Annotated in this window: 22 protein-coding genes and 1 other annotated feature; of the genes, 8 read left to right on the plus strand and 14 right to left on the minus strand. The window is 55.3% G+C overall.

Features of this window, described 5'->3' with window-relative positions:
* Window positions 1-20: 20 nt before the first annotated feature.
* The 8 genes from tssE to AC6I6N_RS03900 form a co-directional block, all read right to left on the minus strand.
* A complete protein-coding gene (gene tssE / locus AC6I6N_RS03865) occupies window positions 21-440 on the minus strand; it encodes a type VI secretion system baseplate subunit TssE (protein ID WP_003799822.1) in 420 nt (139 codons plus the stop codon).
* Between the two features lie 12 nt (window positions 441-452).
* Window positions 453-938 carry an Hcp family type VI secretion system effector gene (locus AC6I6N_RS03870; RefSeq protein WP_003799821.1) on the minus strand — a complete coding sequence of 162 codons (486 nt, stop codon included), beginning with the start codon at window positions 936-938 and terminating at the stop codon, window positions 453-455.
* Window positions 939-1,081: 143 nt separating this feature from the next.
* On the minus strand, window positions 1,082-2,569 hold the full coding sequence (gene tssC, locus AC6I6N_RS03875) for a type VI secretion system contractile sheath large subunit (protein ID WP_094196781.1): 1,488 nt from the start codon (window positions 2,567-2,569) through the stop codon (window positions 1,082-1,084).
* A gap of 2 nt (window positions 2,570-2,571) precedes the next feature.
* Complete coding sequence (gene tssB, locus AC6I6N_RS03880; protein WP_003799817.1) at window positions 2,572-3,075, minus strand: type VI secretion system contractile sheath small subunit; 504 nt, start codon at window positions 3,073-3,075, stop codon at window positions 2,572-2,574.
* Window positions 3,076-3,113: 38 nt separating this feature from the next.
* Window positions 3,114-4,541, minus strand: coding sequence for a TssA family type VI secretion system protein (locus AC6I6N_RS03885; RefSeq protein ID WP_108727509.1), 1,428 nt, complete (start codon window positions 4,539-4,541; stop codon window positions 3,114-3,116).
* A 198-nt stretch (window positions 4,542-4,739) separates the two neighbouring features.
* Window positions 4,740-4,856: a sequence feature (AL1L pseudoknot), on the minus strand.
* Window positions 4,857-5,245: 389 nt separating this feature from the next.
* Window positions 5,246-6,007 (minus strand): glucose 1-dehydrogenase, encoded by a 762-nt coding sequence (locus AC6I6N_RS03890; protein ID WP_094196783.1) that lies wholly within the window; start codon window positions 6,005-6,007, stop codon window positions 5,246-5,248.
* A gap of 190 nt (window positions 6,008-6,197) precedes the next feature.
* Complete coding sequence (locus AC6I6N_RS03895) at window positions 6,198-6,659, minus strand: GNAT family N-acetyltransferase (RefSeq protein ID WP_162496891.1); 462 nt, start codon at window positions 6,657-6,659, stop codon at window positions 6,198-6,200.
* A gap of 79 nt (window positions 6,660-6,738) precedes the next feature.
* Window positions 6,739-7,863, minus strand: coding sequence for a site-specific integrase (locus AC6I6N_RS03900; protein ID WP_108727510.1), 1,125 nt, complete (start codon window positions 7,861-7,863; stop codon window positions 6,739-6,741).
* 190 nt (window positions 7,864-8,053) lie between these two features.
* Between AC6I6N_RS03900 and AC6I6N_RS03905 the strand changes: the two genes are divergently transcribed.
* Window positions 8,054-8,419 (plus strand): SH3 domain-containing protein, encoded by a 366-nt coding sequence (locus AC6I6N_RS03905; RefSeq protein WP_121738950.1) that lies wholly within the window; start codon window positions 8,054-8,056, stop codon window positions 8,417-8,419.
* Window positions 8,420-8,576: 157 nt separating this feature from the next.
* Here the strand turns inward: AC6I6N_RS03905 and AC6I6N_RS03910 are convergent, their stop codons facing one another.
* Entirely contained in the window at window positions 8,577-9,161 is a 585-nt protein-coding gene (locus AC6I6N_RS03910) for an SEN1982 family lipoprotein (RefSeq protein ID WP_121738951.1), read from the minus strand.
* Window positions 9,162-9,377: 216 nt separating this feature from the next.
* On the opposite strand from AC6I6N_RS03910, the gene AC6I6N_RS03915 reads away from it, so the two are divergent.
* Genes AC6I6N_RS03915 through AC6I6N_RS03925 form a run of 3 tightly spaced genes read left to right on the plus strand, consistent with a single transcriptional unit; the run spans window position 9,378 to window position 11,128 of the window.
* Window positions 9,378-9,947 carry a cytochrome b gene (locus tag AC6I6N_RS03915; RefSeq protein ID WP_094196789.1) on the plus strand — a complete coding sequence of 190 codons (570 nt, stop codon included), beginning with the start codon at window positions 9,378-9,380 and terminating at the stop codon, window positions 9,945-9,947.
* Window positions 9,944-10,507: a YceI family protein gene (locus AC6I6N_RS03920; RefSeq protein ID WP_094196790.1), complete on the plus strand. Its 564-nt coding sequence runs from the start codon at window positions 9,944-9,946 to the stop codon at window positions 10,505-10,507. Before AC6I6N_RS03915 ends, AC6I6N_RS03920 begins: the two co-directional genes overlap by 4 nt.
* 48 nt (window positions 10,508-10,555) lie before the next feature.
* Window positions 10,556-11,128, plus strand: a complete 573-nt coding sequence (locus tag AC6I6N_RS03925; protein ID WP_121738952.1) for a YceI family protein — start codon at window positions 10,556-10,558, stop codon at window positions 11,126-11,128.
* 31 nt (window positions 11,129-11,159) lie between these two features.
* On the opposite strand, the gene arsC is transcribed toward AC6I6N_RS03925, so the two are convergent.
* Entirely contained in the window at window positions 11,160-11,504 is a 345-nt protein-coding gene (gene arsC / locus AC6I6N_RS03930) for an arsenate reductase (glutaredoxin) (protein WP_121738953.1), read from the minus strand.
* 122 nt (window positions 11,505-11,626) lie between these two features.
* Here arsC and AC6I6N_RS03935 point away from each other — a divergent pair, with 122 nt between their 5' ends.
* The 3 genes from AC6I6N_RS03935 (at window position 11,627) to AC6I6N_RS03945 (ending at window position 14,130) form a co-directional block, all read left to right on the plus strand.
* Window positions 11,627-12,325 (plus strand): glutathione S-transferase N-terminal domain-containing protein, encoded by a 699-nt coding sequence (locus AC6I6N_RS03935; protein WP_108727516.1) that lies wholly within the window; start codon window positions 11,627-11,629, stop codon window positions 12,323-12,325.
* 10 nt (window positions 12,326-12,335) lie between these two features.
* Window positions 12,336-13,127, plus strand: coding sequence for an RsiV family protein (locus AC6I6N_RS03940; protein WP_121738954.1), 792 nt, complete (start codon window positions 12,336-12,338; stop codon window positions 13,125-13,127).
* 163 nt (window positions 13,128-13,290) lie between these two features.
* Window positions 13,291-14,130 carry a DUF2789 family protein gene (locus AC6I6N_RS03945; protein ID WP_121738955.1) on the plus strand — a complete coding sequence of 280 codons (840 nt, stop codon included), beginning with the start codon at window positions 13,291-13,293 and terminating at the stop codon, window positions 14,128-14,130.
* 170 nt (window positions 14,131-14,300) lie between these two features.
* Here the strand turns inward: AC6I6N_RS03945 and AC6I6N_RS03950 are convergent, their stop codons facing one another.
* The 3 genes from AC6I6N_RS03950 to holB all read right to left on the minus strand — a co-directional run bounded on the left by AC6I6N_RS03950 (window position 14,301) and on the right by holB (window position 17,382).
* Window positions 14,301-15,197 carry an ankyrin repeat domain-containing protein gene (locus AC6I6N_RS03950; protein ID WP_121738956.1) on the minus strand — a complete coding sequence of 299 codons (897 nt, stop codon included), beginning with the start codon at window positions 15,195-15,197 and terminating at the stop codon, window positions 14,301-14,303.
* Window positions 15,198-15,544: 347 nt separating this feature from the next.
* Window positions 15,545-16,315: a TatD family hydrolase gene (locus AC6I6N_RS03955; RefSeq protein ID WP_094196797.1), complete on the minus strand. Its 771-nt coding sequence runs from the start codon at window positions 16,313-16,315 to the stop codon at window positions 15,545-15,547.
* 17 nt (window positions 16,316-16,332) lie between these two features.
* Window positions 16,333-17,382, minus strand: a complete 1,050-nt coding sequence (holB, locus tag AC6I6N_RS03960; protein ID WP_497943243.1) for a DNA polymerase III subunit delta' — start codon at window positions 17,380-17,382, stop codon at window positions 16,333-16,335.
* Between the two features lie 136 nt (window positions 17,383-17,518).
* Between holB and AC6I6N_RS03965 the strand changes: the two genes are divergently transcribed.
* Window positions 17,519-18,328: a deoxynucleotide monophosphate kinase family protein gene (locus AC6I6N_RS03965; RefSeq protein WP_094196798.1), complete on the plus strand. Its 810-nt coding sequence runs from the start codon at window positions 17,519-17,521 to the stop codon at window positions 18,326-18,328.
* A gap of 88 nt (window positions 18,329-18,416) precedes the next feature.
* Here the strand turns inward: AC6I6N_RS03965 and mltG are convergent, their stop codons facing one another.
* Window positions 18,417-19,424 carry an endolytic transglycosylase MltG gene (mltG, locus tag AC6I6N_RS03970; protein WP_094196799.1) on the minus strand — a complete coding sequence of 336 codons (1,008 nt, stop codon included), beginning with the start codon at window positions 19,422-19,424 and terminating at the stop codon, window positions 18,417-18,419.
* Window positions 19,425-19,501: the final 77 nt, after the last annotated feature.

Raw genomic sequence — 19,501 nt, forward strand, 5'->3', positions numbered from 1 at the left:
CGCAACAGCTAACACGTCTGTCATTGCGCTTGCAAAGACACCCGACCAGACGAGGAGATTGACGTAGCCAGCCGTATCGGCAGCTCGTGGTCGTCTACCTGCACCAGGCCTTCGAGCGAAAAGCTCAAGGACAGCACCTCACTGCCCTGCTCGCTGACCTGCACTTTGGGCGCTTTCAGGCGCGGCTCGTAGCGTTCGATCATGCGGGTAATGCTGTCGATGATCTCGCGCGTGGACCCGCTGCTAAAGGAGCCAGCCAGATTGGTGAAATCCGGCACCCCGAACTCCGGGTCCAGTGGCACGCTGCCGCGCCGGGTATTAAGGATGCGCTGCAGATGCTCGCGTATCGAGACCACCAGCACCTGGGCACGCGTGGCCTGGGTCTGGATCTGCCCCGTCTCCAGCGCAGCAATGCGCTCCAGCAGACGCAACTCGCGCATCCCTTTTCCCTATTACTTTGGTGTGAGCCAGGAGTCTTCGGCCTCGATACCGTCCGGTTCCCAGGTCCAGACGATTTTTTCGTAGGTCAGGGCGATGTCTTCCATGTGGCCGAACTGGCGGTTCTCGGGAGCCAGGCAGTTAGGAACCCAAGTGCGCGAGCTGGTGACGACGGCCTTTTCCAGGCGAATCGTGTAGTACTTTTCTTCCGTGCCCTTAGGGCTAATACGGTAAAACTCCAGCTCGACTTTGCTCAGTTGTTCGCCCGAGCACTGTGCCTGGAAGATCTTGGGCGAGGACTTGTCGATTTCCTTGGTCAAGGTAATACCCAAGTGCTGGCGCTTGCCCGAGGGCAGGCCCGTCTGGGGGCTCTTGGGCAGTTCAATGCGATGATCGACGGCCTGGATCAGAATCTTGCCGCTGTGACCCTGAACTTCGCAGGACCCTTCGATCTTGCCCTGGGTTTCGCCTTCAAGCGTGAGATAGCATGGCATAGGCATGGTAAATTACTCCTGTTGTTAACTGACTGTGTGATGACTTAAGCAGTCGTTGCCAATACCGGGTACACCACGACGTCTGGCTGGCGTCGCGCCGGTGCCTCAAGGCGGCGATCCTGCTGACACAGGATCGCCCGCCCTCAAACTCAGTTTTTGTCCAGCTTGCCCACCAGCGACAAGGTGAACGATGCGCCCATGTACTTGAAGTGCGGACGCACTTTCAAGCCCACGCGGTACCAGCCTGGATCGCCTTCCACATCCGAAACGGTCACCTCGGCCTGTCGCAAAGGCCGACGGCTGCGCACACCCGCGCTCGGGTTATCCATATCGGCCACGTACTGACGAATCCACTCGTTCAATTCGGCTTCCAGGTCATTGCGCTCTTTCCAGGTGCCGATGTTCTCGCGCTGGATCACCTTGATGTAGTGCGCCAGACGGCTCACCACATAGATGTAAGGCAGTTGCGTGCCCAGCTTGTAGTTGGTCTCGGCCACCTTGCCTTCTTTGTTGTTGCCAAAGAACTTGGGCTTTTGCGAGGAATTAGCCGAAAAGAAGGCTGCATTGTCCGTGTTCTTGCGCATCGTCAGGGCGATAAAGCCTTGTTCGGCCAACTCGAATTCGCGTCGTTCGGAGATCAGCACTTCGGTCGGGATCTTGGTCTGGGTCTCGCCCATGGCCTCGTAGTTGTAAATAGGCAGGTCCTCGACCGCACCGCCGCCTTGCGGCCCGATGATGTTGGCGCACCAGCGATAACGTGCAAAGCTGTCGGCCAATCGGTCTGCAAACGCAAAGGCCGCATTACCCCACAGAAAGTTCTGATTGCCACCCGACACGTCTTCGTTGTAATTGAAGGTCTTGGCCGGTACCGTGTCCTCCCCATAAGGCACGCGCAGCAGAAAATGCGGCAAGGTCAGGCCCACGAAGCGGGCGTCATCGGACTGGCGAAATGAATTCCACTTGGTAAATTGCGGGCCTTCAAAGACTGCACTCAGATCTTTCAGATTGGGCAGCGCCGAGTAATTGTCTACGCCAAAAAACTGCGGCCCTGCCGAGGCGATAAACGGCGCGTGCGCCATGGCCGACACACTGGCCAAGGACTGCAGTAGCTTGATGTCCTGGGTGCCGGGACCAAACTCGTAATTGCCGATGATGGAGCCAAAGGGCTGACCACCGAACTGCCCAAACTCCGCCGTGTAGACAGCGGTATACAAGCCCGAGCGGGTAATGTCGGTGGCATCCTCAAAGTCTTCCAGCAGCGCCTGCTTGGACACATTCAGAATGGCCAGCTTGTTGTTCTCACGAAAATCCGTGCGATCGACCAGGAATTTCAGCCCTGCCCAGGCCGACTCCAAGCGTTGGAAATCGACATGGTGCAAAATCTGGTCTACCTGACGACACAGTTTGCGATCCAGATTGGCGATCATCTCATCGATCAAGCCCTGGCTGATCTTCTCGCTTTGGCGACCCGGCTCAAGCAGCTCGGCCACAAAGGCTTCCAGCCCCTGACGGGTAATGGCGTAGGCCTCATCATCAGGACGCAGGCGAGTCGATTCAATCAGCTCATCGAGCAGCGAGCCGCCTTCCTGGGCGCCTTGCGCAGTCTGAGCCTGCTGTTCCGGTGTGGTTGCAGTCATGTTTATTCCCCTTGCTTGTCCTGTACGCCCAACTCAGCCAGCAGACGCTGACGCGTGCCTTCGTCCTGTACCAGTCCCTGCAGACGCTTGCGAAAATCAGGCAGATTGCCCAGTGGCCCTTTCAATGCCTTGAGTGCGTCGCGCAAGGCAATCAACTGGCGCAGTTCGGGCACCTGATCGACCAGCGCGTCGGGCTGAAAGTCGCGCATGGACTCAAACCGCAGGTCCACAGTCAGTTGATCGTCCGGACCGGCCTGCTCATTGAGCTTGTCCTGCACCAGCAAGGTCAGCGACAGATTCTGGGCCTTGAGCACGTCGTTGAACGTATCCTTGTCCACGCTGACCGGCGTACGCGCATCCAGGGGCGTACTGTCTTCGCGCAAGGTAAAGTCGCCCAGCACTAACTGGCGAAACGGCAGCTCCACCTGCTCCTGGGCATCACCCGTGGCGGGTTTGTACACAATATTGACGCGCTCTTTGGGGGCGACGGAACCATCAGCAGCCATGTCGGTTTCTCCTGTTTAGAAAATCGGGGTCTGTTCTTTCATCGGGCGCGCATCAGTTGCTCGCCACCCGTCTTTAACCGCGCCAACGCTCCATCCAACAAGCGTCGCGCAGCTTCGGCCTCGGCTCCAGCCGCCATGACCAGAGAGGTCAGGCCAAACACATCCAATCCCTCACCGTCCAGCGCCGTCTCTTTAGGCGGTTCGGCACGGCCAGCGGCAGGCGTAGGCTCAGTCACCCGCGTCCCGGACGCGGTCAGCCAGGCACGCGTCTGCTCATCGGCAAAGGGACGCCCATCGCTAAAAGCCAAGCGCTCCAGCCCAGGCAAACGCTGCAAGATCGCTTGCGTTTCGATCAGAATCGTTTGCGCACCGGCCTGCCCCTGAGGCAAAGCCTGCGCCGCCTGATAGGACAGGCGATTCAAATCCAGCCAGAAACGCATGCGTCCCAGGCGCGACTCTGCAAAGCGCAAGATCGCCGCCGGGTCCTGGGCTTCGCTCAGGCGCTCCAGCACTGCCAAGTCCGCGACAGGCGGCGGAGCAACGCGCGTCACCCCTTCCTGGGCATGCGGCAAGGTATCCAGAAACAGCCAGGCGCTTTGTCGGTTCAAGCGCAGCAGCCAGGCCGTGGCCAACAGTGCATCGTCCAGAGTCAGCAAAGACTCCTGGATCGTCGCGACGCTTTGCTCTACATAGCGCTCGGCCGCGACCACGTCGCTTAGTGTTGCAGCAGCGATGACAAGGGTCTTGTCACTCGCGGAGTCAGACCCCACCTCAGAGCGCACAGGCTGAGCGACTTCTTTGGCTGCAAGTACCGGGGCGGCCGTCTGGGTCGCTACCGCAGATTCGTCCTGCGCCGGTTCAGAAAGCGGGAAATCAGGAACACGCGTTTCAGACGAAGTCTGTGTAACAGGTGCCTCGCTCTGGGCGGTCGGCAACAACTCTCCCAGACGCTTGCCTAAACGCCACCACGCCGGCGGTTCATCGTCTTTAGCCTGCCAGAACGCATCCAGCTCATCACACAGGGCAAGAACCTCGTCGCGTTGCTGCGAATCCAGTCCCTCTGCGTCCCAATCGGGCTCGGACAATACCGCGTCACATTCGTCCAGCAGCCATTGCACTTGATTGCGCCGGCCACGAATGCGTGCTGCAGCCGGACTCATGGCGTCCCAATACACCGTATGCAGATCGCGTATCACCTGTAGTCCAGCAGCCAGACCACGCGTACCGTACTCATGCAACCAGGCTGCGCACAACCACACCCCGGCACTCAGATCCTTGCCTTCTTTATCCAGTACCTGAGTTGCCAGAGAGGCGACCAGCGACCAGTCCAGGGGTGTGGCAGCATGCATGTCCACACGTTTGCCAACTTCAAGCTGAAGCGACGCAAATGTCTCACTATCACGAGGCATCTGCCCATGAGGCTGTGATTGGCTGATTGCTCGTACACCTAGCTGGCTGTCCAACATTACTCCGTGTCCCCCAGACTCCAGTCACCTGTCAAAAAAAGGCGACCTACTATTGATGCACGAAGTATAGAAATGACACGTTTAAAGATCGTTAAAGGCTTCTTGGTACTTATCTAGCATGTAGTACGGCGGAATAAACACTCTATAAACGCTAGCTTGTGTCCATCGGTGTAAGTCAAGCGATCAGCGATAGCCGGACGGAACAATCTGCAAACGCTGACACAGCGGCCCAACTCCTTATGCGTCTCGGTGCCTATCAATACACTGCCGGATTACTTCAGTTGGTGATCGGGCACCGCCCAGACGAAAAAAGTGCTCCCCAGACTCAGAGTCTCGTTCGCTTTGGATCGCTTTGGATCGCTCTCGATTCTCGTGCTCCCGCAGCAGGTGCGCAGCACGCTCGCGCACTTCAAGGCAAAAAACCAAACTATGCAATTTTTAATAATAAATTTGGATTAGTTCGGTCAGAAATGTATTGAGAATCATTGCCATCATTCGATGTCCGTTTTTCCTGCCCGCCGCATCTTCATCATGGCCGATCCATATACTCCAAAAAACATGGCTCGCTTATTGAATGGATTGAGCTGGGAGGTGGCACAGGGAGCCCCGTTGACTAGACATCACGTCAAAGCGGATATGACCTTGCCCATGCCAGTGAGCATCACGCAATTTCCCGCTGAGGTGCATGGCTCCGATCCTATGGGCTACTTGCCGCCTGTCGTGTCCAGAAATGCTCCCGTGACAAAGGACGCCTCGGAGCTAGCCAGCCATAAAATTGCACGTGCCACCTCTTCTGCTTGTCCCCCTCGTCCCATTGGAATGCTGTCCTTTAAGCGATCCACACGGTCCGGCTCACCACCGCTGGCGTGCATCTCGGTATAAATATGTCCTGGCCGAACGCAATTGACACGAATCCCTTCTCGGGCAACCTCTTTAGCAAAGCCCGTTGTGAAAGTCTCCAATGCTCCCTTTGACGCAGCGTAATCCACATATTCATTCGGACTGCCAAGCTTGGCCGCTATTGACGAGACATTAACAATGGAGCCTCCCTGCCCACCATGGCAATAAGCCATACGTTTAACCGCCTGTTGGCTACAAAGCATGGGGCCAAGCGTGTTGACGGCAAAAGTGCGTTGCATACGCTCGAACCCGACATTCTCCAGACGGGATTGCTGAAACAGCACACCTGCGTTATTCACCAACACGTCAATCCGTCCAAATCTCTGGTCAACTTGTTCAAAGAGCCCAGTTATCTGCTTGGGATCTGCACAATCCGCCTGGACAGCAAAAGCGTGGCGACCTGCCGCCTCTATTTCAGCGACCACTGCCAAGGCAGCAGATTCGCTTTCAGCATAGCTAAGAATGACGTTATAGCCCTGCACGGCGGCCAGGCGCGCGGTCGCTGCACCTATGCCACGGCTCCCACCGGTAACCACTATGACTGGATAATCTGATGCCAAGCCCATTTGTCTCTCTCCAACGTACCGTTTCAAGGCATCATAAGGCGAAAAACCGGGCTCGGGCCAAGCGTACTCTGCGCTTATTTGTGCTTCTTATAAGTACCTCTTCATGAATTCGTCGTTCAAGACGACGCTTTCCTATGCGGTTTTTATCGTTATTGTTCGTACCGCGCATAGGTTTTTTAGAAAAATAAGCTTACAAAGTCAGCTTGAAACCCTTATGGCTAGCCGTAAAGCCTAACTGCTCATAAAACCGATGGGCGTCGGTTCGTGCCCTATCCGAGGTCAATTGAACAATGCGACATTGGCGTTGACGGCATTGTTCGACCGCCCACTGAATCATCAAACGCCCCAATCCCGAGCCACGGGCCGAGCTGGCGATACGGACGGATTCGATTTCCCCGCGCCAGGCACCTTGGTGGGACAGGCCAGGCATATAGGTGATCTGCAGGGTCCCCACAACAGCACCATTGAGCTCTACAACGGCTAAATACTGGTTAGGATCCGCTTCTATCGCAGCAAAGGCCTCCAGATAGGATTGAGCCAGGGGCAGACTGGTATTTTCACGCTGTTGACCCAGAATATCGTCAGCCAACATGGCCACAATCGCTTCCAGATCTGCTTCTACCGCAGGACGAAAAACAGGTGTAGACGTCAACTCACACTCCTTATCAAAAAATAGACAAAACAGACGTGGAATTATGCCTGCTGGAGCTGCCTAATCTGTAGCTAGCCCTTCATTCTGACTGCATATTCTCTGTCGTGACAGGATTGTCAGGAACCTTCTGCGCATCCAGCCACGCCAACCAGGAAGCTTGCAAACGCCAGGCACTGGCAGCACCGAGGGCGTAGCCCATGATTTGCTCGATTTCAGGGAGAGAGAAACCGCGTTCGATCAAACCCGCGGCAAAGGTATTGCGCAGCCGTTGTGGCGTCATTAACAGATCCATCTGCTTGATACCCCATTTACTGACAATACGGGCGAGCGTCGCGGGATTCATCTGTGCCTGAGGACGAGCGACACTGATCTGGCGACTGCCCGGAAAGACACGGCTGTCTTTCGTCCAGACTGAAGCGTCTTGGGCTGCGCTAAAGATTAACCAACTGCGTAAAATGCCTTCGCACCAGACGGGCACAAACACATCGCGCTTTGCCGCGCCTGTAAGCTTGAGCAAGATAGTGCCAGCCCGCCAAAGGGCAGTTTGCTCGTCATCAACGTCATTTGTTTCTGCGGGTTCTGCAGCGCGTCGAACAGCGCCTATCGCGCAAGGGTGCAACTGCCCTAACTCGACCGGGCGCAAGCCGGTACCCAGCATCACGGCCACAATCGTCATATCCCGATATTCACGCCAACGGGCGGCGATGGTCATATCGCTGGCCAACTCCAAAACTCGCAGTCGGGTACGCAAGGCCTTGATGGTGGCAACGCATTGATCGACAGAGAGAAATTGGGTGGCCTGGTTGTCGGGAGCTTGGCGCCAGCTTTCCTTGAAGGGGTCATTAATAGCGGGGGCTAGGGCTGGGTTTTCCGAGCGGCCATCCTGACGGCAAAGCTCTTCGTAAGCGCGGGCGATGACTTGTTGATAGCGCTCGCGTTGTGGTCGGCGCACATCGTCCAGATTGCTCAAAAAGTCCCGGATATCCACGGGTTTGATCTGGGTGTACTGTTTTTTGTGATCTTGCAAGGCATGCAAGAAGCGCCGCCACAAGGTGCGATAAACCCGCTGGGTACTGGGCGCCATGGGTGGGCGTTGATGTTGCAACCAAGTATCAAACAAGGCTTCCGCCGAGATGTCTGCGGCCTGCAAGCCCAAAATGGGCAGGTCAATCTGCCCTTCTTCTCGTGTAGACCGTTTTTTCATCGGGTACTCGTTATTTCCGTTAATTGCATTTTATTGTCTATCAGCGACAAGGGAATGACAAGAGGTCCAAGAACCCTAAAGCGAAACAAATAAGGACGAAGCAAGAGAAACGGTAGAACGCGCAGCAAAAAATCTGTACGTTTATACAGTATAATACAGGACCCTGACAAACTTTACGAACTACGCCACGATGCAATACTTGGTCACCACCCCCCATCGCTCTGAATATCCGAAACCCTTGGTCCTGAAACAAGGCGATTTTCTGAAGGTCGGAGAACGGTATCAAGGCCCGGAAAACTGGGATAACTGGATTTACTGCTCTACCGATGAACACGCCGGGGGATGGGTGCCTGAACAAATTATTGAGCGACTGCCAGACCCTGGAGCAGGTCGTGCACTGCAAGACTACAGCGCGCTGGAAATGAATGTAGATAAGGGTGACCTTGTTCAAGGAGAAAAAATCCTGAATGGCTGGTGCTGGTGCCTGCGCCCCCAGGATGGCGCTCTGGGCTGGGTACCTCTTAGCCACCTCTCGCCCCTACCTGCTGACAACTGATCTCTTGCAGCAGGGCTGGCCGCAACAACGGCCCTGACGCCCGATAAACCCTCTGCCTCAATCACAAGGCAGAGGGTATTGGATCAGGGCATATTGTCACGCGCAGATCGTTTGCCCACAGCCGTTCAAACATGCAATGTGAAACTATTAGGCTGGACTATCTATACAAATTCTGATGAACCCAGCCCTTATTGGTCAGGATCATTCTTGCCTGCCCTTGTACTTGCTGAGCCGTCAAAGCACGCAGATCCTCATAGGTATCCAGAACCGCACTATCTTTGATCCAACCCGCAGCGTCAGCCAGGTGATACACATAGTTCACCTGACTGACAGTAAACCCACCTGCACTGGCCGGCTCGGTGAAATCACTGATGCGGTCCAAAACCAGGCGGCCTGTACAAAAAGCGTCACGCTCGCCTTGGGACTGTTCAGCATTGGAGCGACGCAAATAGGTATCCGCATTGGCATCCAGCTCGTAACGCGGTGCGTCCTCTTTCCCAACCTGACGCAACAAACCCACCTTGGCCAACGCGGCCAGACGAGCCCGATCTTCTACGATCAAAGGGGAGTCATGCTCGGCCTGATAGGGATAGACACGTCCAGGGACACCAACACACAAGCCGTCTCGCGTATCCAGATAACGCTGGATCGCCATACTGAAATTTTCCTCATTGGCCTTTTTCGAATCCTGGCACCCTGCCAACAACCCGGCTACCACGACGACCAACGCTGTTTTCCACATAACCACTTTCCTTGCTTGCGTGCTCAAAGAACGAGTGTAGCCCGCCCCCGCCCTGCCCTAAAAGCCTTGTCACACGCTGACAAGAAAATACTCCGATAGCCGCTTCACAAGATCGATACCCCTCAATATTGCATTACTGCGTTGCAAAATCTGGCCTTTTACCTTGCTGACAAACAGGGTAAAGTCTCTGGGCTTCGTAAATGAAAGGCATTATCAATGAGCATTACCCCCGTTCCAGGTGCCCTCCCGCGCTATACCCTCGTAGCACGTACTTTGCACTGGTTGATGGCCCTGGCCCTGACTGCACTGGTGACCGTGGGCTACGTCATGAAAACCTTGCCCCTGTCACCTCTAAAACTGCAAGTCTACTCTTGGCACAAATGGGCGGGCATTTCCCTACTGGTGCTGGTGATCCTGCGCCTGCTCTGGCGTTTGTTGAACCGCCCCCCTGCTCTGCCCGCTGGCATGTCGTCTTTCAGCCGGGCTCTGGCCCACTGTGGTCATGCTGCTTTGTACCTGCTGATGATTGGCATTCCTCTGACGGGCTGGTTGATGAGTTCGGCCAAAGGTTTCCAGACGGTGTGGTTTGGTGTGATCCCCCTGCCCGATCTGGTGTCCAAAGATAAACCTTTGGGCGAGCTGCTGGTCCAAGTCCACATCTTTTTGAATTACGCCCTGATTGCCATGGTCAGCCTGCACATTCTGGCGGCTTTAAAGCATCAGTTCATAGACCGTGACGGCTTGCTAGGCCGCATCACCTTTACTTTAGGTAAAGCCAAATCATGAAAAAATCTGTCTTCGTGCCTCTGCTGATCGGCGCCTTGGGCCTGAGCGCCAGCCTGTCGGCCAATGCCAAGAACTACCAGGCCCTGGACACCCAAAATAGCGAAATCGGCTTTCAGTATTCCCAAATGGGCGTGAAGCTGGACGGCCAGTTCCGCCAATTTGAGGGCGAACTGAATTTCAACCCCGACGCCCTGGATCAATCCAAGGTCGTACTGAAAGTCGCACTGGATAGCGTTGACACCGGCTCCGAAGAAGCCGATGACGAATTACAGGACGTGCGCTGGTTCGATATTGATGCACATCCCCAGGCCGTTTTCAGCTCCAAAAGTTTCCGCGCCGTCAGCGCCCAGCACTACGAAGTGCAAGGCATCCTGCAAATCAAAGGCCGTGAACAGCCCATCACCGTGATGGCGACCATGACCCCCGAAGGTGACAAAGCCACTTTCAGCGGCGCCTTTGACATCAAGCGTGGCGATTTTTCTATCGGTGAGGGTTCCTGGTCCAGCTATGACATCGTGGCCAACGAGATCACCGTCAACTTCAAGATTGATGCGAAATAAGCAGACGCATCAACGTCTCCTCCCCGTATAAACAAGGATTGCACCCTTATGATCAAGCCCGTGATTGCCCTGTCAGCTAGTTTTCTATTGGCTTTTGCCGCTCAGGCCGCGCCGGTCACTTATCAGGTTGAACCCAGCCACACCTTCGTCCACTTCAGTTACAAGCATTTGGGCTTGAGCACCCAAAGCCAGCGATTTAACAAGTCACAAGGTACCGTCACCCTGGACCAGGAAGCCAAAACCGGCAGCATTGACATGAAAGTCAATACCCGTTCGGTCAGCACTGGCTTTGCCCTGTTCGACGAACACATCCAGGGCAAGGATTACTTTGATACCGCGCAGTTCCCCGAGGCCACCTTCGTGTCCAAGGACATTCAGTTCGACGGGGACAAGCCCGTATCTGCTCAAGGCGATCTGACCATCAAGGGGATTACCAAGCCCGTGACCATGACCATTGAGTCCTTCCTGACGATGCCCCAACACCCGATGTTGAAAAAGCCCGCTCTGGGCGCGGACGGCAAAATCACGGTCAAGCGCAGCGACTTTGGCATGCCGGCCAATGTGCCCCACGTGGGCGACGAGGTCACCATTCGTATTGCACTGGAAGCCATCGCCCCCTAACCCAGACTTGCCCATCGGCATGGAAATCTGATTACAGAATTTCCTGCACCACTTCCAAGGGACGCGCCAGACGCGTCCCTTTTGCTGTGACCACGATAGGACGGTTCAACAAGATAGGATTGGCTTCGATGGCTGCCAGCAAGTCCTCATCGCTTAGATCAGGATTGCCCAGATTCAGCTCGCTGTAAATGGCTTCTTTGCTGCGCATAGCCTCACGTACCGTCAAGCCTGCAGCCGCAATCAGCGCCTTGAGTTCGCTACGTGTCAAAGGAGTTTTCAGGTACTCGATGATCTCCGGATCCAGACCTTTTTCACGCATCAGGGCCAAGGCATTACGCGAAGTACTGCAGCGCGGATTATGATAGATTTTGCTCATGACAGTCTTTGACTTCCTATAAACCGTATTCAGGCGAACAATAGTAGCCCAGCGCCGCCGGATACGTCATCTGGGTAGCTTGCCGCAGCCAGGCCAGCGTCTGCATTTCGCCAGGAGAACACATGATCGACCTGTATTACTGGACTACTCCCAACGGACATAAAGTCACCCTGTTTCTGGAAGAGTCCGGTCTGCCTTACACCATCCACCCCATCAATATTGGCCAGGGCGATCAATTCAAACCCGAATTTCTGCGTATCGCTCCCAATAACCGTATTCCCGCCATTGTTGACCAGGCCCCGCAAGACGGCGGCGAGCCTATCGCCCTGTTCGAGTCCGGCGCCATTCTGCAATACCTGGCAGAAAAAACCGGCCAGTTCCTGTCTGCCGACTTGCGAGTCCGCACCGAAACCTTGCAGTGGCTGTACTGGCAAATGGGGGGACTAGGCCCCATGGCAGGTCAAAACCACCACTTCAATGTTTATGCCCCTGTCAAAATCGAGTACGCCATTGACCGCTATGTCCGTGAGACCGGCCGCCTCTACGGTGTGTTGAACAAACATCTGGCACAGCGCGACTTTATCGCCGGAGACTACTCCATTGCCGATATGGCCAGTTATCCCTGGATTGTCTCCCACCAGCGCCAAAGCCAGAACCTGGACGACTTCCCAAATGTGAAACGGTGGTTTGAGCGTATTGGCGAGCGCCCCGCGACCCGCCGAGCCTACGCCTTGACTGAGCAGATCAACCCCGGTTCGCCTGCACATGACCCCAAGGCACACCAAATCCTCTTTGGCCAAGATTCCAACACTATCCGATAGGACTGATTCCATGACCTTACAGCGCCCCTCTCAGTTGCTGCTTATTGGCCTGACAGCCATGGCTCTGTCTGCGTGTTCCAGCACGCCCAGCAACATCTCCCTGATTCCGACACAAACCCAGGATCAGACTGAAAAGGAGGGGGTCTTTACCCAGCCTCTGGATTACAAACATGTCAAACCAGGCTGTACGGGTGAATGCCCACGTCTGGAAGTCAAGTCCCTGATTTTCCCCGGCAATTCCGAGCTGACCAAGCTGGTCGATGAAAGCCTGGCCAACATGACAGTCATTACAGACCGTCATCCCGGTTACCGTGGCTTGAAGGAGTTCGAGAACTACTACTGGGTGACGGCCAATAATCGTGACGAAGTGCACTTATCCGCTCGTACCCGCTATCGCAACCGTGATCTCACCGTGATAGAGCTCAGTTCGGGTATTTATATGACGGGTGCCGCCCACGGCATTACCGCCACCCAGTTCATCAATTGGGACAATCGTCTGAAAGTCGCTTTGCCGGTGGAGCGCATTATTGCTCCCGGCAAGATCAAACCCTTCCAGGAACTGGTTCGCCAAGCCCACAACAACTGGGTTTCCAACCTGAGCGAAGCACGTGAAGACCGCGCTGGCTGGGACAGAATGTGGCCCTTCCAGCCTGCCCAAACGATCGCACTGACCGATCAGGGCTTGCTGGTGAAATACAACCCTTACGAGATCGCTCCCTACTCCTTCGGTCAGCCCGAGTTCCTGCTGCCTTACTCGGAGCTGCGAGGCATCCTGCGTCCGGCCTACCTACCGGCCAATTAAGCATTTGGGTCACATAACGCACACAGGCAGCGCATTTCCGACTGCCTGTTCATAAACACAGTGTGCTCATATGCTATGTCAGGCCCGGCGTCTTTAGTCATACCCAGTCGCCCCCCCGCTCTTAGCGTCCGATCATCCCTCTCTTGCAAGCGCCCATACCATCATGTCTGATAACTTGTTCCGCTTTCACGACCTGTTTGCTCAACTGGGTCTGCCCAACACTCCCGAGGCGATTGCCAGTTTTCTGGAAAAACACCGCCCCTTGCCCAATGACATCCTGCTGGCCGACGCTCCCTTCTGGAACAAGTCTCAGGCCGAGTTCATTCGGGAGAAACGATTGCTGGACTCTCCCGAATGGATCCAGATCATTGACCAGTTAAGCGAAGCCCTGCGTCAAACGACTGGCGTGCTGAACCTGTCAGGCCCTTGCCGCGTTCTGGCCCTGTCAGGCAGTCTACGTCAACGCTCCTTCAACACCGCCCTGGCACATGCTGCTCAAGCCCTGGCCCCGCAAGGGATGAGCATCGACGTGGCGACCCTGCACGGTATTCCCTTGTATGACGGTGATATCGAGAGCAAGGACGGCATTCCAGAGGCCGTGCTGAGCTTGAAGGAAAAGATCCTGAGCGCCGATGCCCTGCTGCTGGTCACCCCGGAATACAACAACGGCGTCCCCGGTGTATTCAAAAACGGGATCGACTGGTTGTCCCGTACGGATATGAAAACTATCTTTTCGGGCCGCATTACGGGACTGATCGGTGCCTCCATGGGTGGCTTTGGCACGATCTCTTCCCAGACAGCCTGGTTGCCTACCCTGAAAATGCTGGGCGTGTCCCTGTATAGCGGCAGCTCTTTACTGGTGTCTCGTGCACAGAACTCCTTTGATGCGGAAGGCAAGCTGCAAGATGAGACTATCCAGAAAATGCTGAGCAGCTACCTCCAGGGCTTCCAGACCTTTGTGCATGCTTCGCAGATGGCCAAGGCGCAAGAAAGAAAAAGCTAATTAAGCAGCAACAGCTCAAAAAGCTTATAGGACTTTGCCTATAGGGCCGCTAAAACCTGAGCCGATAAGTGGGGTCATGTCGTAGGAAGCCCGTATCACTACACACCCTCAGAATCGCAGCAACAAAAAAAAGGAGCCTTGAAGGCTCCTTTTTCCATCCTGTCCCTGGCTCAAGGCTGCACAGGCTTGTCAAAACGGTCCAGGTCAAAATACCGACTGGTACTGTCCGACGAAGCGGGCTTGGAGCTTGAGCTATCCGCTGCAGGAGCGGGTTCTGGTTCTACCGTCACGGTTTGCACCCGGTTCAAATCAGGCTGCTCTACCCGCTCAGGCACACCATAGGTCTGTACCGCGCCACCCGAATACGTCCCCGCTGCAGCCGGTGCTGCAGCCCCTTTGCGTGCAACGGCCTGATCCAGATAGCTGGCCAACTGCTCATGGTTTGCCGAACGTGCCCAATCTGCCGGACTCAAGCCTTGAGCATTTTGCATGCTCGGGTCCGCACCCGCTGCCAAGAACATATCGACGACTGCCCGTTTGCCTGACAAAGCCGCCATCATCAAAGGACTGGTTCCGTCGGGCGCAGGTGCGTTCACAATCGCTTTTTGAGACAGCAGGTAGCGCACGGTGTCTTCATGCCCTTTAGAGGCAGCGTAGTGCAAAGGCGACCAGCCCACCCGATTCACTTGCCCACCCCGCGCCTGCAGATCACGCAAACGAGCCGTTTCCCCCATCAGGGCCAGATACATCATGGGAGTTTCGCGGGCCTCGTTCTCGATGTTCACATTGGTTTGGCGATTAGCCAGCAAGGTGTCCACCACTTTCCAGGACTTGTTGCGGATCGCCAGCATCAAAGAAGGATTACCCTTGGCATCCAGCGCATTGGGATTCGCTCCCTTAATGAACTCCTGCTCGATGATACTCGGGCGATCATTTTCCAGCGCCAAGTACCAGTTTCGGCTTTCCAGCTCCGGCTCCTGCGCCGACACGGGGGCTGACAGCAGAAAGGCCAAAGGAAGCACCATGGAAAGGATGGCTTTATCGAGTATTTTTCTTTTATAAATCATCTTATTAAATCCTTTTCATAAAGTGCTTTATTAATTTATGAAAGTACAGAGGGGGTTGCTTAACGCCGCATTTTTTTATGCTCAGGCGGACTCCAAGAACCCACAAAACGGTTTAAGAAACACAGCCAAGCTATTGATTATCAATAAAAAACATCATTTCATATCCATTTCCCTCCAAACCAGAAAAGGGAAGAAAATCATGAAAACTTTTATTTTTATATTTAAAATCAATAGTTTAAACACCAATCCTAAAGCATCAGATTAACTTCAACACATGTCTCAGCAAGACCGTGAACCTTGAGCTAAACCACGACTAGGGCCTCAAAAAACCTCTAAACAAGATTAAATTAAAGCCGTACCTTACTGAATAATTTGAAGAAATTCTCCGTGCTGGCCTCTTCCACTTCCTTGACCGAGATCCCGCGCAGCTCCGCGATCTTCTCGGCCACATGAATGACCAGGGACGGATTGTTCGTTTTGCCTCGATATGGCACAGGAGCCAGAAACGGCGAGTCCGTTTCGATCAGCAAACGATCCAGCGGCACTCGTTGTGCCACATCTTGCAGTTGGGTGGCGTTCTTGAAGGTCACAATCCCGGAAAAAGAAATGTAGAAATTCAAATCCAAAGCCGCTTGTGCTACTTCCCAGGTCTCAGTAAAACAGTGCATCACGCCCCCGGCAATCTGCGCCTGCTCTTCGCGCATGATGGCAATGGTGTCTTCACTGGCCGAACGGGTATGAATGATCAAGGGCAGCCCCGATTCGCGGCTGGCACGGATATGGGTGCGGAAACGCTCACGTTGCCAATCCAAGGGTTCCTGCAAGCGGTAATAGTCCAGACCCGTCTCGCCAATCGCCACTACCTTGGGATCTTGGGCATGCCGGATCAGCTCCTGGACGGTAGGCTCAGTGACTTTCTCGTAATCCGGATGCACTCCGACCGAAGCAAACAGATGGCCGTGAGGACGCACCAGGTCCATCAAACCGGGCCAATCGTCCATATCCACGCTGACCACCAGCGCACAGCCCACCTGGTTCTGGCGCATCCTGTCCAGGATGTCGTCCAGATTTTCAGCAAGTTCAGGGAAATTAAGATGGCAATGCGAGTCAACAAACATGGTTAGACGGTACTTTTTTAAACACGACGACATGCCTGGTGCAATCGGTCCAGGACATGATGAATAAACAATTTAGCATTGAGTGGATGATTGCCCAGCGCCTTTTGCTGGACCAGCCACTTCAGGGCTTCTGTTACCGCCGTGGTGTTGGATTGGGCGGCCAAGGCATCAATGCGTTTTTGCAAAGAAGGATAGTAACGCGCCGGTTGAGCAAAACTACCCAGTTCAATATCGACAAACAAGCGCTGCCAATGGTCGATCCACTCTTGGGCAGGCAGTTTTTCCAGCGTATCGGCCAAGGACAAATCCGCCTCACGACCCGCTTTCAACACCCCATCCATCCAGGCGCTGAGCCAGTCCGGACACGGTGCATTCATCTCCTGACTGGCACTGAGTGCTTTGAGCGGTGCTCCTCCCCAGGCAGCCAACCAATCCGAGGCTTGATCCACGCCTTGTTGCTCCAGCCATTGCACCGCTTGCTGGGCATGGGGTGCCGGCAAGGGCAAACGGCGGCAACGCGATACAAGTGTGGGCAGCAGCCGGTCTGGTGCATCGGCAACCAGCAGAAAGACCGTACGATCTGCGGGCTCTTCCAGCACCTTCAGCAAGGCATTGGCGGACACCAGATTCAGGGCTTGAGCCGGATACAGCACCGCCACGCGCCAGCCCCCTCGATGGGTGCCGGTATTGAACCAATGTTGCAACTGACGCAATTGCTCCACCCGGATTTCCCGAGAGGGATTTTTGCGAGCGGCCGACTCTTTGGCCAAGTCCCCGTCCTGAGTATCCGGCCCCTGCTCTTGCAGAGCAAGCGCATCCGGGCGCAGTAAACGTAAATCGGGATGGTTCCCCCCCCGCACCCACTGACAGGCATGACAGTGACCACAAGCCAGCCCCTGCACAGGCTGGTCGCACAATAAACTGGCCGCGGCTGCACGAGCGAATTGCGTCTTGCCGATGCCCGGCAGACCGTGGATCAGCCAGGCATGGGCAAAACGCTCCTGATGACCCAGCCAGCTTTGAGCAGTCTCGATTTGCCAGGGTAGAAAAGTCAAACTATCAGACACCGTATTGCCTCAAGGTTGCACAACAAAAGGCCTGATTCGCGCAGGAAGGGCAAGGCAATCGCCCCCGCTTGAACAGCCCAGCGCACATTGTAATATGAACCGGTAAAATGCCTGCTCCACTACCAAGGATAATGAAGTGAGCTTATTGATCGGGCTGGCCGCCAAAGCGCGCTCAGGCAAAGATACCGTCGCCAATCTGCTACTGGCACACAACCCTTTATTGGCTGCCTATGCCTTGGCCGACCCCGTAAAAATGGGCTGCGAAGTGCTATTTGGCCTAAGCCCAGCCCAGGCCTGGACCGACGACAGTCTGAAAGAAGTGCCTATTGCCCTGTGGCAACGCTCCCCCAGACAGTGCTTTCAGCTACTAGGGACAGACTGGATGCGCCAGCGTGACCCCGATCACTGGCTGCGCCGTGCCCAGCATGTACTGGAATTTGGCCCTGGTGCCCCCCTTGCCAGAGACGTTCAGGATTACTCGGTCTGGGCGCTGGCCTTGGCCGCGATTTACGGCATGGCGCCCGAACACCTGGATGATAAACGTGCTGATCACATTGACGCCTTTTGGGGTTTGAGCCCGCGTCAGGCGGCCGAGCACTTGCGTAATCAGGTTCTAGCCACCTATCCGGATTACGAGCAGCGTCGCCAAAGCTTGCCCCTGTTCCTGCCCAGCCACCAGCTTCCTGATATGAGTCAGGCCCGTTGCCTGCTGATCAAAGACATTCGTTACGAAAACGAGGCCAATTTCATCCGTGAACATGGCGGGGAAATCTGGCATATTGAACGCCCGGGCAACCCGGTGATCAGCCAGCACTCGTCTGAATGGGGCGTAGAACGCGCTCCCCAAGACTATCTGATTCAAAATAATGCGGGCCTGGAAGAGCTCGCCAACAAGGTCCATGATTTGTGGGCAGGGTTCGCGCAAAGGCACGGTTTGGAGCGCTGACTCACGGTCACCACAATAGCAAAGCCCGATACGCGCCCCCAGGCATTGGGCCAGCAGCATTCAGGCCCCTGAGGGGCCTGATCTGGTTTTAACGCTTCAGAATATATTTGGCGACGGCCCGATTATGTGCAGCCAGATTGGCCGAGAACTCGCTGGTTCCATCCCCACGCGATACAAAATAATAGAAATTATGTTTTTCGGGATGCAAGGTCGCCATCAAGGAAGCCTTACCGGGACTGGCAATCGGCGTGGGTGGCAATCCATTGCGCGTGTACGTGTTCCAGGGCGTATCGGTCGTCAAATCACGCTTGCGAATACGGCCCTCATAAGCCGAACCCATGCCGTAAATAACCGTCGGGTCTGTCTGCAAAGGCATGCCGACACGCAAACGATTCATAAATACCCCAGCCACGCGTGCCCGGTCCTGGCTATGGCCCGTCTCACGTTCCACGATAGAGGCCATGATCAAGGCTTCATACGGGGTCTTCAAGGGCAAATCCGCGTCCCGGTCCGCCCATAGCTGCTCCAGCAGTTCCTGCTGGGCCTGAAAACCGCGACGCAGAATGTCGATATCCGCCGTACCGGGCACAAAGACATAGGTATCGGGATAGAACAAACCTTCTGGATGAGACGCCTCCACACCAAAGCGCTTCAACAAATCGGCATCGCTCACCTCGCTCAAGGTCTGTCGAACCTGAGGGTTGCTTGCCAGCGTGTCACGTATGCGTTGATAGGTCCACCCCTCGGGAATGGTCAAACGGGTCTGCAGCATATTGCCGCTGGACATGCGCTCCATCACCACCCACGGTGTATCCCCGCGTACCGCCTCATAAGCCCCCGCTTGCAAGGAGGTATCCAGACCGGAGAGACGCGCCATCCAGACAAAGGCATCTTCCTGAATATCGATCCCGGCCTGCTGCATACTGCGCGCAATCGCACGGGGACCTGAACCGGCAGGGACCACATAATCGATGCGTTCGGCACGCATCGTCACGGGCTGCTTCTTGGCCCAATACCAGGCACCACCCGCTATCACACAGGCGACTACCAACCAAAGGCCCAACAGGGCAGAGAAGATCTTGACAGTTTTTTTCATGCGAGCGCTATTGTAAACAGAATAAGGCGGCGTATTCCTGAATATGTGTCACAGCCCAACACCGAAACTGGGATCAG

This window comes from Alcaligenes sp. LTN-3, assembly GCF_059735605.1.

Coding starts and splice junctions, on each gene's coding strand:
- mltG (WP_094196799.1), bottom strand. CDS start 19,424: ATGAAAAAAACTGTCAAGATCTTCTCTGCCCTGTTGGGCCTTTGGTTG.
- tssB (WP_003799817.1), bottom strand. CDS start 3,075: ATGGCTGCTGATGGTTCCGTCGCCCCCAAAGAGCGCGTCAATATTGTG.
- AC6I6N_RS03885 (WP_108727509.1), bottom strand. CDS start 4,541: ATGTTGGACAGCCAGCTAGGTGTACGAGCAATCAGCCAATCACAGCCT.
- AC6I6N_RS03925 (WP_121738952.1), top strand. CDS start 10,556: ATGATCAAGCCCGTGATTGCCCTGTCAGCTAGTTTTCTATTGGCTTTT.
- AC6I6N_RS03890 (WP_094196783.1), bottom strand. CDS start 6,007: ATGGGCTTGGCATCAGATTATCCAGTCATAGTGGTTACCGGTGGGAGC.
- AC6I6N_RS03940 (WP_121738954.1), top strand. CDS start 12,336: ATGACCTTACAGCGCCCCTCTCAGTTGCTGCTTATTGGCCTGACAGCC.
- AC6I6N_RS03900 (WP_108727510.1), bottom strand. CDS start 7,863: ATGAAAAAACGGTCTACACGAGAAGAAGGGCAGATTGACCTGCCCATT.
- AC6I6N_RS03915 (WP_094196789.1), top strand. CDS start 9,378: ATGAGCATTACCCCCGTTCCAGGTGCCCTCCCGCGCTATACCCTCGTA.
- AC6I6N_RS03920 (WP_094196790.1), top strand. CDS start 9,944: ATGAAAAAATCTGTCTTCGTGCCTCTGCTGATCGGCGCCTTGGGCCTG.
- AC6I6N_RS03905 (WP_121738950.1), top strand. CDS start 8,054: ATGCAATACTTGGTCACCACCCCCCATCGCTCTGAATATCCGAAACCC.
- AC6I6N_RS03945 (WP_121738955.1), top strand. CDS start 13,291: ATGTCTGATAACTTGTTCCGCTTTCACGACCTGTTTGCTCAACTGGGT.
- tssC (WP_094196781.1), bottom strand. CDS start 2,569: ATGACTGCAACCACACCGGAACAGCAGGCTCAGACTGCGCAAGGCGCC.
- tssE (WP_003799822.1), bottom strand. CDS start 440: ATGCGCGAGTTGCGTCTGCTGGAGCGCATTGCTGCGCTGGAGACGGGG.
- AC6I6N_RS03955 (WP_094196797.1), bottom strand. CDS start 16,315: ATGTTTGTTGACTCGCATTGCCATCTTAATTTCCCTGAACTTGCTGAA.
- AC6I6N_RS03950 (WP_121738956.1), bottom strand. CDS start 15,197: ATGATTTATAAAAGAAAAATACTCGATAAAGCCATCCTTTCCATGGTG.
- AC6I6N_RS03935 (WP_108727516.1), top strand. CDS start 11,627: ATGATCGACCTGTATTACTGGACTACTCCCAACGGACATAAAGTCACC.
- arsC (WP_121738953.1), bottom strand. CDS start 11,504: ATGAGCAAAATCTATCATAATCCGCGCTGCAGTACTTCGCGTAATGCC.
- AC6I6N_RS03870 (WP_003799821.1), bottom strand. CDS start 938: ATGCCTATGCCATGCTATCTCACGCTTGAAGGCGAAACCCAGGGCAAG.
- AC6I6N_RS03910 (WP_121738951.1), bottom strand. CDS start 9,161: ATGTGGAAAACAGCGTTGGTCGTCGTGGTAGCCGGGTTGTTGGCAGGG.